We start from the raw sequence: 10,542 nt of genomic DNA on the forward strand, positions 1-10,542 counted from the left end.
TCCTGGGACGGCTACCCGGCCTCCCGTGAGCGCGTCCTGGCCGGGGCCCAGGCCGCCGGGATCGAGAACCTGATGGTCCTCACCGGCGATGTGCATGTCGCCTACGGCCTCGACCTCAAGGCGGACTGGGACGATCCCCGCTCCCGTACGGTCGGCACCGAGATCGTCACCACCTCCATCAGCAGCGGCGGGGACGGCGCCGACCGGCCGCCCGGCTGGGGTGCCCTCCGCCGGGCCAATCCGCATCTGAGGTACGGCAACGGGCGCCGTGGCTACGCGGTCGTCACCCTCGACGAGCGGCGGGCGCGCGTGGACTTCCGCACGGTCGCCGCCGTCACCGTGCCGGGCGCTTCCATCGCCACGGCCGCGTCGTTCGTGACCGAGGCGGGGAAGCCGGGGCTCGTGCCCGGCTGACCGCGGCCCGTACGCCCGGGTGCCCGGGTGCCCGAGAAATGACCCCATGAGGTCTCGACCAATCCGAACGAGCTGAGAACATGGACAAGGATTCAACGATATGGAGAGGTAATGCACCAGCCGGAGAGCGGCCGAGCGAGCACGGAAAGACCCCGTTCAGAAGGGCACGCCTCAGCGGGACGCGGCGGTTCGGTGGAGCCCGGTTCGGTGGAGCCCGGTTCGGCGGGGCCCGGTACGGCGGGGTCTGGTTCGACGGAGCCCGGTTCCGCGGAGCCCGGTCCGGAAGGGCACATACCGGCCGTTGCCCCGGCCGCCGCCCCGGCGGGGAGCGGGCCCCGGGCCCAGGCGGCCCCCGTCGCCGCCGCGCGCCGCGCCGGACTCGTCGTCACCCTCGTCCTCGGCGGACTCACCGCGCTCCCGCCGCTCTCCATGGACATGTATCTGCCCGCGCTCCCCGCCGTCACCGAATCCCTCTCCGCGTCCGCCGCGACCGTCCAGCTCACCCTGACCGCCTGCCTCGCGGGCATGGCACTCGGCCAGCTCGTCGTCGGCCCGATGAGCGACAAATGGGGGCGCCGCCGCCCGCTGCTCATCTGCATGGTCGTCTATATCGCCGCCACCGCGATCTGCGCCTTCGCCCCCACCGTCGAACTGCTCATCGGCTTCCGGCTGCTCCAGGGCCTCGCGGGCGCGGCGGGCATCGTCATCGCACGGGCGGTGGTCCGCGATCTCTACGACGGGCTGGAGATGGCCCGGTTCTTCTCCACCCTGATGCTGATCTCCGGCGTCGCCCCCGTCATCGCCCCGGCGATCGGCGGACAGGTGCTGCGGCTCACCGACTGGCGCGGCATCTTCGCCGTCCTCACCTTCGTCGGCGTCCTCCTCACCCTGGTCGTACTGAAGTGGCTGCCCGAGACCCTCGCCCCCGAACGGCGGCACAGCGGCGGCGTCGGCCACGCCCTGCGCACGATGCGCGGGCTCCTCGCCGACCGGGTCTTCACCGGCTACGTCCTCACCGGCGGGCTCGCCTTCGCCGCGCTCTTCGCGTACATCGCCGCCTCACCGTTCGTGGTGCAGGAGATCTACGGCGCGTCCCCGCAGACCTTCAGCCTGCTCTTCGCCGTCAACTCCATCGGCCTGATCATCGTCGGCCAGATCAACGGCAGGGTACTGGTGGGCCGCGTCAGCCTGGACAAGGCGCTCGGCCTCGGGCTCAGCATCATCACCCTCGCGGCGGTCGCCCTGCTGCTGATGACCTCGGGCGTCTTCGGCGAGCCGAGCCTGTTCGCCGTCGCCACCGGGCTCTTCGTCCTGATGGCCGCGATGGGCCTGGCCATGCCGAACACCAACGCCCTCGCCCTGACCCGTACCCCGCACGCGGCGGGCTCGGCATCGGCCCTCCTCGGCACGTCCTCCTTCCTGATCGGAGCCGTCGCCTCCCCGCTCGTCGGCATCGCGGGCGAGGCGACCGCCGTCCCGATGGCCGTGGTGCAACTGGTGTGCGCGCTCGCGGCCGTGGGGTGCTTCCTGGGGCTGTGCCGCCCTTGGCGGCGGACGGGGGGCGCGGCGATCTGAGCGGCCGGGGGACCTGGGCGCGTCAGGTGTCCTGCGCGCGGTGTACGGCTGCGTCGACGGCGGTCGCCCACGGGTACGGCCGCCGCTCGCCGGGAGGGTTCGGCTCGAAGCCGTCCGGTCCGTACAACACGGTCACTCCCGCTGAGCGCAGTGTCTCCACCGAGCGGTCGACCTGCGGGTGAGCGGCGTAGGCAGCGTTCACGCACGGCATGGCCACCGTCGGGATCCGTTTGCCGATGCCCTCGGCGACGACCCCGACGACGAACGTCGAAGTGAGGCACAGGGCCCAGTTGTTGAGGCTGTTGGCCGTCAGCGGCGCGAAGAGAATCACATCCGCCGGAGGCCACACATCCGGCTCACCGGGCCGTTTGTACCGCGAGCGCACCGGGTGCCCGGTCAGCCGCTCCAGGTCGGCCAGATCATCGCGCAGCCAGTCGGCGGCCGTGGGCGTCAGCCCCAGGCACACGTCCCAGCCACGCGCCTGAATCTCCTCGATGACCTCGGCGGCCTGGAGGACCGGCGGGGCCGAGGATCCGAACAGATACATCGTCGCCATGCGCCTATACGACCACACATGCGATCGTCCCCGGACCGGTGGGAGTGCGGGCAACCGGCTGCTGGGAAGGCTCGAAGTACCCTGGGAGCCTGACCTTCTGGCGGGGGTGGCAGTGAACGAGTTCGAGTCCGGCATGGGTGACCGTCTCGCGGAACTGCGCCTGAGGCGGGGCCTCACCCAGGAGCAACTGGCCGAGCGGGCCGAACTGTCCGTCGATGTCGTACGCAAGCTGGAGCAGGGACGCCGGAAGACCGCCCGCCTGTCGAGCATCAATGCGCTGGCGCGGGCGCTGGACACCGAACCCAGTTATCTGGTCGGGCAGCCGGGGACTTTCGAGGTGCCCGAAGCTGCGGGCAACGGGCAGCCGTCCGTGCTCGCGCTGCGCCAGGCCGTGTCTCCCGTCGCGGACCTCCTCGGCGGAGACCCCGATCCGGAGGATCCCCCCACGGTCGAAGACCTGCGAGCCGCCCTGCGGTCGACCGAGGTCATCCGCCGGGAAGGCCGCATGGGTGAGATCGGTGCGCTGTTGCCCCAGCTCATCCGCGACGCCCGGACCGCAGTCCACGCCTATGCCGGGAGCGAGGCCGCTGCCGCGCAATCGGTGCTGGCTGTGGCCTATCAGGTCGCAGCGACGACTCTGACCGCGCTGGGCAAGGAAGACGCGGCCTTCACCGCCATGGAACGTTCCCTCGCCGCGGTCCAGCGCAGCGACGATCCGAACCTGGAGACCCTCGCCGCGTCAACGCTCTCGTGGGTGTTCACCAAGCAGGGCCGCCTCGCGGACGCGGAGCGCGTGGCACTCACCCACGCCGAGCGTATCGAGCCCGGATTCCGCTCCTCGCCCGAGGACCTGGCCCTGTGGGGCATTCTCCTGCTCCGCGGCGCGACGGCCGCCGTCCGGCAGGACAAGCACGACGAAGTGACCAGGCTGCTGAACATGGCGAAGGGAGCGGCCGAGACCATGGGCCGGGACTTGAGCGTGTACGCCACGCCGTTCGGGCCCACGAACGCCGGCGTCGCGAAGGTCAACTTCCTGGTGGAGATGGAGCAGAGCGAGGCAGCCATCCGAGCAGCCCGTGTCATCCCCGGCCTCGGCACCCTGCCGCCGACCTGGCGGGCGCGCTTCCACGTGGACCGCGCTCTCGCCTACCACGACCTCGGCAGGGACCGGGCGGCCGAGCAGGCCCTGCTCCATGCCGAGGAGGACGCCCCGGAGTGGATGCGCTACCACTCCACATCCCGCCGCCTGGTCACCGAACTGCGCGAGCGCGCCCGCCGCGACGCTGCCGTCCTCGGGCTCGCCGACCGGCTCGGACTGATGAGGTAGGACACAGCGCCCCACCTGATCGGCAGAGTGGGACGGCCCGTCACTGGTGCCTGGTCTTCCGGATTCCTAGTGTCCCCTTCCACACGCCGCGTCGGCTGAGCCCCTCCCGGGGCCCGGTTGGCGGGGTTCCCCGGGGCCGATGGCACGGCCCGGGGTGTGGACGACGCTTCGAAGGACCGGCGACATGCTGAATCATACTGGTGCCCCCCCAGCACCCGGGAATCCTGTCCGGTCCGGCTGGTGCCACTGGCACGGCGGCCCTTCCGGAACAGCCCGCATCATCCACCTGATCGAGCGCGCCTCCGTAACCCCCGTACCCGCAGACCGCGTGCGCCCCGTGCCGCGAACAGCGCGGACTCACCGCCCTCACCGACACGACCCCCAGGGAGCCGCTGTGGAGCGTCTGACCGTGGACTCCCTGTGCGGAGCACTCCGCCCCGAAGCCCGGAAGATCTTCTGCACCCGCCCCCCGGACCACGCAGGCGACCACCACCACGAATACACCGGCACCACCTGGCCCCACTCCACGGGCGAACCGGAATGACCGCACCCCCGCCGGACCCCGCCGACCAGCCCCGTGAGCTGACACCCGAGTGCCGCCTCGACGCCTGCGAGCTCTGTCCCGGGCCGGGCGATATCCGCCTGCCCTGGCAGGGACCGGCCGAGCACCCGGTACTGACGGTCCGCTGCACCCACGACTGCCACCAGAGCGTGTGACTACCCCGCCCGATCCCTGAGACCGCCCTGGTCCGTCCGCGCATCCCCCGTAGCGGACGGACCGGGGCCCCACCCCCACCGTGCTTGGAGTACACCCGTGTTGTGCTGTCTCGTCGACGCCCTGCGCCGGTCCATCAACCGCCACCGCACCGCCACCGTCCCCGCCCCGGTCGCCGAACCGACCCCGCCGGCACCCGGGCAGGAGGCGCCGTTCTGGTCAACCCCAACCCCGCGCCACGTCCCCGAACACCAAGCACCGCTGCACAGCGAGGACACCCCGCCCGTACCCCCGTACACGCTGAACGAGACCACCCTCGCCCTACCCGCCGCCGTCCAACGGCGGCAACACGCCGCCGCCCTTGGGGTCGGCCGTATCCCGTCTGAGTGACGTAGCGAACCTGCTCCACACCCATGGTGACCATTCGGGTCAAGGGTCACACCCGTGAACGCCCGCCCCGGGCACAGCCGACCTCCCACCGGGGCGGGCCCAGCCATCCCCACCTCCCGCGGAAAGGCACCCCACAGATGACGACCGCACTTGCCCACCCCAGGGAAGCGTTCCCGGTAGCTCCCGTCGGCGGGCGCATCCCGACCAGCGGCGAGCGGCCGACCGGCGTGAGGCCCTGGGGCCTGCGGTTCGCCCGCGTACCGGATGCCCGGCAGGCCAGCGCCCTGCCCGGGAGCGTGTACGACGAAGCTCAGCAGGTCTCCCTCACCGTGGACGGCACCCTGGTGCTGTGCATGGCGGGTACGCACAAGCCGACGACTCCTGACGGCAGCGTCAAGAACCCGCCACCGCTGGACGAAGGGCCGAAGGACTGATGCCGCGCACCGTGCTCGTCATCGCCGCCCGCGACGACTGGCCCACTGACCGCGTGGTGCAGATCCTCACCGAGCGGAAGATCCCCGTGTTCCGGATGGACACCGCCGACTTTCCCCAGCAGCTGACGGTCACCGCCATGATCCGCCAAACCCACCCCTGGACCGGTACCCTGACCACCCGCCACCGGCAGGCCGCCCTGCTCGACATCTCCGCGGTCTACTGCCGCGCCCCGGGAGCATTCGCCTTCCCCGCCGGAATGAGCGGGCCCGAGCGGCGGTTCGCCTCCGCGCAGGCCCGCGCCGGAGTCGGCGGCATCATCACCGCACTCGACAGGTGCCGGTGGGTCAGCCACCCCGCCGCCATGGCACGCGCCGAGTACAAGCCCGTACAGCTCGCCGCCGCCCGGGAGTCGGGACTGCGGATCCCTCCGACTCTGATCACCAACGATCCCGGGGCGGTACGCCGGTTCGCACAGGAGATCCCCGGGCCTCTCGTGTCGAAGCCGATCGCGAGCCCGGTGTTCACCGAGGGCGACACCCTCAAAGTCGCCTACACCCGGAGGCTCACCCCCGAAGACCTGTCCGATCTGACCGGTATCACGCTCACCACCCATCTCTTCCAGGCATGGATGGACAAGGCGCACGAGATCCGGCTCACCGTCGTCGGCGACAGCATGTTCGCCACCGAAGTTCACGCGGGCAGCAGTTCGGCGCACGAGGATTGGCGGACCGACTATGCCGCGCTGACGTACGTGGCGACCAGCACCCCGCTCCGGATCGCCGAAGGGGTGCGGCGGCTCATGGGCCACCTCGGCCTGCGGTTCGCCGCCCTGGACTTCGTCGTCTCCCCCTCGGGAGAGTGGACGTTCCTGGAAGCGAACCCCTGCGGTCAGTGGGACTGGATTCAGGGCGCGACCGGTCAGCCCATCGCCGAAGCCATCGCCGACGAACTCCAAGGAGCACCAGAGTGATGACCGCCCCGACCGATGCGCAGCCGCACATGGACGCGCTCGCCACCCGGTTGCGGGAGACCGGCGCGCTCCGGTCGCCCGAATGGACCGCCGCGTTTTCCGCCGTGCCACGGCACGCGTTCGTGCCGGCCTGGTACGAACAGAGCACGGACGAGCGCGGTATCGCCGTATGGAACCTCCGTACCGAGGCAGACGACGAGCGGTGGCTCGATGCCGTGTACAGCGATCAGACTCTCGTCACGGCCCTGGACCCCGATACCGCTGAGCAGGTCGGGGAGCGGGCGTGGACCGGGGTGGCGACGTCCTCCAGCACACAACCCGGCCTGATGGCGGGGATGCTGGAAGACCTCGCCGTCCTGGACGGCCACCGGGTCCTGGAGATCGGTACCGGCACCGGCTACAACGCCGCGCTGCTCTGCGCGCGCCTCGGTGAACACCTTGTGCACTCCGTCGACGTCGACCCCGCTCTGATCCATGCCGCGCGGCAGCGCCTCGCCGGCATCGGGTACACACCCCAGCTCGTTCCCTACGACGGGCAGGACGGCTACCCCACCGGGGAGCGGTTCGACCGGATCATCGCCACCTGTTCCGTGCCGCGCATCCCCGCAGCGTGGATCGAGCAGACCCGGCCGGGCGGGTTCGTCGTCGCCGACCTCGACCTCGGCATCGACGGCGGCCTGGTCCGCCTCGCCGTGCAGCGCAACGGCGCCGCACGCGGACACTTCATCCGTACGACCGGACGGTTCATGCCCGCCCGCAGCAGTGCCACCTCCTACCCCAGGCCGGTACGCGCCCCTTACGCCCCCGAGGAGCTGACCCGGGTCACCGCCGTGGGGGCCGCGGAGATCCGCGGTCACTACGGGTTCCGGCTGCTGCTCGCTCTCTGGCTGCGGGATACCGAACTCGTCTACCACCTGGACGACTCCGGCGGCATGGCCCTCCAGCTCCAGAGCGGGGACGGTTCATGGGCGCGTACGCCGGTCCCGGGCCACCCGGGCGAAGGGACCGTCACCTCTGGTGGCGACGGCCGACTGTGGGAACGGGTCGAAGACGCCTGGGAGTGGTGGATCGGCCAGGGACGCCCCGATCACACCCGCTGCGGCATCACCCGGGAAGCCGACGGATCGGCGCACGCCTGGTACGCCCCCGACGGCCGGATCTGGGACCTCACCTCGTAAGACTCATCGCTCGCGGCGCGGATGACCCAGCACATGGAGGCGGTCGCGGGAGTCGGTCCAGGTGAAGATGCCGACGCCCGCGCTCTCCGTGCCCGGCAGCCGGACCTGGGGCGGGAGGGGTTGTGGGACGGCTCGGTTGAGGTCCAGTTCGAACGGTGAGCCGCCGCCTGCCAGGGCTTCCGGCGCGCTGCGGACGTTTGTCGCGCCGTATGCCACGCCCGCGTCGGTGACCGTTGTCAGGGTCAGCGGCCTGGAGCCGTCGGGCTGTTCGAAGCAGTGTGCCTTGCGGGCGGTCAGATCGAATGCCAGATTCCCGGCGACGAGATAGCCGCTCTTCGGTGAGAGCGCCGCTCTCGGATACTCGCCCGGCTCGATCGCCGGAGTGTGACACCGCGTCTGGACCAGCGGTTTCCCGGACGCCGTGTCATGGACGGCCCAGATCTCATGCGTACGGGCGTCCTTACGGCCCTTCGCGGGCCGCCACTTGGCGAGCAGCAGGCCGGGGGCGACCGAGGTCGGCACCCCGGAGGCGCGGTCGGTGCCGCTGGGGGCGACATCGCGGCTGGACCAGCCGCCCCGCACCCAGAAGCCGGACTCGCCGCTGAGCAGCAGCCCCTTCGTGGTCAGCCCGCGCACCTCGGTCAGCCGGTGGCAGGGCGCACAGCCCTTGGGGTGGGCGAGGGCGGTTTCCGGGAGCTGGGTCACCTCGCCGGACGCGGGGTCGAGGACCGCGCTGCGGGTACGCCCGTCGCCGACCAGTACGCCGGGGCCCGCCCCCGACACGGTCGGCGCACCGGCCCAGGGGATCTCGACCCGCTTCCGGGAGCCGTTCCCGGCGTCGTACACATCGAGCACGATGAAGCCGCCGCCCGTGGTGAGGCTGTCCGCACCGGCCGCCGTGCCGGACGACCAGGCCACGAAGTACTCCCGGCCGTCCTTCGCGACGGACAGCAGCCGGGGGAAGGGGGTGGCGGAACCCGGGGCGGACGGCTGGGCCGAACGCTCGGGGGACCGCGCGGCGGAGCCATCGGTGGGCGGGCGCCACGGTCGGCCGCTCCAGCCCCGGCGGCCGGTCGCGGCGTCGAGCGTGCGCAACCGGAAACGGTTCCCCGGTACGCGCTCCAGATAGCCGACCCGGCCCGCCCGGTGGGCGACCGCGTACGCGGCGGAGGTGTCGGGTATCTCCCAGCGCGGGCGGGCCGTATAGGCGGCGGGCACGGCGATCCGGGGCGGGGGGTCCGAGGTGTGCGCGTCGGTGGGGCGGGGCTTGTCGCCGCCGCCCCGGCCGGCGGAGGCAGTGGAGTCGTCGGACGTGGCGGATGGGCTGCCGCCGCACATCGTCAGGAGCAGCAGTGCCACCGCGACCAGTCCGACCACCCCTGCCACGAGAGCCCCTCGCGCCACCCGCAGTCTCATGCGCCCCTCTAGGTTCTGTGGTCCTTGAGAGCGGTGCTCTCGTGTGTGGGCAGTGCCCATGCCCGGGAGCGGTTCTCACGGTCGTGGGCGGCTCTCGCGGCTGTGAGCGGTGCTCTCGTCGCGGAGGTGCGCTCTCGTCGCAGGTCGGCGCTCTCACCGCCGACCGTGCTCACGTTACGTATTCGGTGCAGGCCGTCAGCGTAGCAACAGCCCATCCGCACCCCGCAGTTCGACCCCGGTCCGGTCCGGTGCTCTGCTGTGTCTGGCCCGCCCGGATCCGCCCCGCCCCGCCCCGGTCCGGTCGCGCCCGGTCCGGCTGCCTCCCCGCGCCCGCCTGCCCTCCCTCCCTCCCTCTCTCCCTGCCCGCCTCGCCTCGCCTCGGCCGGCCGCTCCTCCCTACCCCTGTGTTTAGAATCGATCGGTGTCTTCCACTCTCCCCATCGCGGAAGCCCTGCGCGGCACCCTTGCCGGGCTGCTGGCCGGGCTGCCGCCCACCCAGGCGGCGCGCGCGGTCGAACGGCTGATCGCGAACTATCGCGGGGTCACCCCGACCGACGCACCCGTGCTGCGCGACCGCTCCGATGTCGCCGCCTACGCGGCCTACCGGATGCCCGCGACGTTCGAGGCGGTACGTTCCGCGATCGGCGCGCTGCGGGACGCCGTGCCCGAGTGGGCCCCCCTCACCCATACCGATATCGGCGGCGGTACGGGCGCGGCGAGCTGGGCGGTTGCCGAGGCGTGGGAGGCGGGAGGGGAAGAGGGGGACGGGCCGGGGCCGCGGACCACGGTGCTGGACTGGTCCGAGCCCGCGCTCGCGCTCGGCAGGGAGCTGGCGGCGGCCTCGGGGGTGCCCGCGCTGGAAGCGGCGCGCTGGGAGCGCTCACGGATCAGTGCGGCGATCAGAATCGAGAGCACTGATCTCGTCACGGTGTCGTACGTCCTCAAGGAACTGACCCCCGGGATCCGCGCCGCCATGGTCGCCGAGGCCGCGCGGGCGGCACGGGCCGTGCTGATCGTCGAGCCCGGGACCCCCGACGGTTATCAGCGCGTGATCGAGGCCCGCGAGCAGCTGATCGCCGCCGGGATGACGGTCTCCGCCCCCTGCCCCCACAGCGCCGGCTGCCCCATCGTGTCCGGCTCCGACTGGTGCCACTTCGCGGCCCGGGTCAGCCGTTCGTCCCTGCACCGGCAGGTCAAGGGCGGGTCGCTGCCGTACGAGGACGAGAAGTTCAGCTATGTCGCGGCCACCCGCTTCCCGGCCCGCCCGGCCCCCGCCCGGATCGCGCGCAAGCCGCAGATCCGCAAGGGCCTGGTGCTGCTGGAGCTGTGCTCGCGGGAGGAGGGGCTGGCCAGGGCGAACGTACCCAAGCGCCAGGGGCCCCTGTACAAGGCCGCACGCGACGCGGAGTGGGGCGACGCCTGGCCCCCGGACGTCTGACGTGCCCGTCGCCCCGGACGCCCGACGGTCCCCGGATCCCCAAGACCCCCGGCGGTCCCCGGCCGACCTCGCCCCGCGGACCCGCCCCGCAGGCCCGACGCCCCCCGCCCCCCCCCCCCCCCCCCCCC

General features: G+C 72.2%; 12 protein-coding genes and 1 pseudogene. 11 read left to right on the plus strand and 2 right to left on the minus strand.

Going from position 1 to position 10,542, the window contains the following annotated elements:
• The 3 genes and pseudogenes from ACWF94_RS21830 to ACWF94_RS21840 form a co-directional block, all read left to right on the plus strand.
• Positions 1 to 414, plus strand: a 414-nt coding sequence (locus ACWF94_RS21830) for an alkaline phosphatase D family protein (RefSeq protein WP_453490819.1), incomplete at its 5' end; no start/stop codon positions are given.
• A gap of 80 nt (positions 415 to 494) precedes the next feature.
• A pseudogene (locus ACWF94_RS21835) lies at positions 495 to 629 on the plus strand (hypothetical protein); the annotation flags it as partial.
• Positions 622 to 1,989 carry a multidrug effflux MFS transporter gene (locus tag ACWF94_RS21840; protein ID WP_453490822.1) on the plus strand — a complete coding sequence of 456 codons (1,368 nt, stop codon included), beginning with the start codon at positions 622 to 624 and terminating at the stop codon, positions 1,987 to 1,989. The pseudogene ACWF94_RS21835 and the gene ACWF94_RS21840, both read left to right, overlap by 8 nt.
• A gap of 22 nt (positions 1,990 to 2,011) precedes the next feature.
• Here ACWF94_RS21840 and ACWF94_RS21845 read toward each other — a convergent pair whose 3' ends face one another.
• Positions 2,012 to 2,545 (minus strand): flavoprotein, encoded by a 534-nt coding sequence (locus ACWF94_RS21845; RefSeq protein ID WP_453490825.1) that lies wholly within the window; start codon positions 2,543 to 2,545, stop codon positions 2,012 to 2,014.
• Between the two features lie 133 nt (positions 2,546 to 2,678).
• On the opposite strand from ACWF94_RS21845, the gene ACWF94_RS21850 reads away from it, so the two are divergent.
• The 7 genes from ACWF94_RS21850 (at position 2,679) to ACWF94_RS21880 (ending at position 7,560) form a co-directional block, all read left to right on the plus strand.
• Positions 2,679 to 3,872, plus strand: coding sequence for a helix-turn-helix domain-containing protein (locus ACWF94_RS21850; protein WP_453490852.1), 1,194 nt, complete (start codon positions 2,679 to 2,681; stop codon positions 3,870 to 3,872).
• A 394-nt stretch (positions 3,873 to 4,266) separates the two neighbouring features.
• On the plus strand, positions 4,267 to 4,416 hold the full coding sequence (locus ACWF94_RS21855; protein ID WP_453490828.1) for a hypothetical protein: 150 nt from the start codon (positions 4,267 to 4,269) through the stop codon (positions 4,414 to 4,416).
• Positions 4,413 to 4,589, plus strand: coding sequence for a hypothetical protein (locus ACWF94_RS21860; protein ID WP_453490831.1), 177 nt, complete (start codon positions 4,413 to 4,415; stop codon positions 4,587 to 4,589). The genes ACWF94_RS21855 and ACWF94_RS21860 overlap by 4 nt, the downstream gene beginning before the upstream one ends.
• A 97-nt stretch (positions 4,590 to 4,686) precedes the next feature.
• Positions 4,687 to 4,977 carry a hypothetical protein gene (locus ACWF94_RS21865; protein WP_453490834.1) on the plus strand — a complete coding sequence of 97 codons (291 nt, stop codon included), beginning with the start codon at positions 4,687 to 4,689 and terminating at the stop codon, positions 4,975 to 4,977.
• Positions 4,978 to 5,114: 137 nt separating this feature from the next.
• Complete coding sequence (gene tgmA / locus ACWF94_RS21870) at positions 5,115 to 5,411, plus strand: putative ATP-grasp-modified RiPP (RefSeq protein WP_453490837.1); 297 nt, start codon at positions 5,115 to 5,117, stop codon at positions 5,409 to 5,411.
• Positions 5,411 to 6,382 carry an ATP-grasp ribosomal peptide maturase gene (tgmB, locus tag ACWF94_RS21875; protein ID WP_453490840.1) on the plus strand — a complete coding sequence of 324 codons (972 nt, stop codon included), beginning with the start codon at positions 5,411 to 5,413 and terminating at the stop codon, positions 6,380 to 6,382. The genes tgmA and tgmB overlap by 1 nt, the downstream gene beginning before the upstream one ends.
• Entirely contained in the window at positions 6,382 to 7,560 is a 1,179-nt protein-coding gene (locus tag ACWF94_RS21880) for a methyltransferase domain-containing protein (RefSeq protein WP_453490843.1), read from the plus strand. Before tgmB ends, ACWF94_RS21880 begins: the two co-directional genes overlap by 1 nt.
• 3 nt (positions 7,561 to 7,563) lie before the next feature.
• Here ACWF94_RS21880 and ACWF94_RS21885 read toward each other — a convergent pair whose 3' ends face one another.
• Complete coding sequence (locus ACWF94_RS21885; RefSeq protein ID WP_453490846.1) at positions 7,564 to 8,946, minus strand: hypothetical protein; 1,383 nt, start codon at positions 8,944 to 8,946, stop codon at positions 7,564 to 7,566.
• Positions 8,947 to 9,397: 451 nt separating this feature from the next.
• Here ACWF94_RS21885 and ACWF94_RS21890 point away from each other — a divergent pair, with 451 nt between their 5' ends.
• Positions 9,398 to 10,414: a small ribosomal subunit Rsm22 family protein gene (locus ACWF94_RS21890; protein WP_453490849.1), complete on the plus strand. Its 1,017-nt coding sequence runs from the start codon at positions 9,398 to 9,400 to the stop codon at positions 10,412 to 10,414.
• Positions 10,415 to 10,542 lie beyond the last annotated feature (128 nt).

This window comes from Streptomyces sp. NPDC055078 (assembly GCF_053607985.1).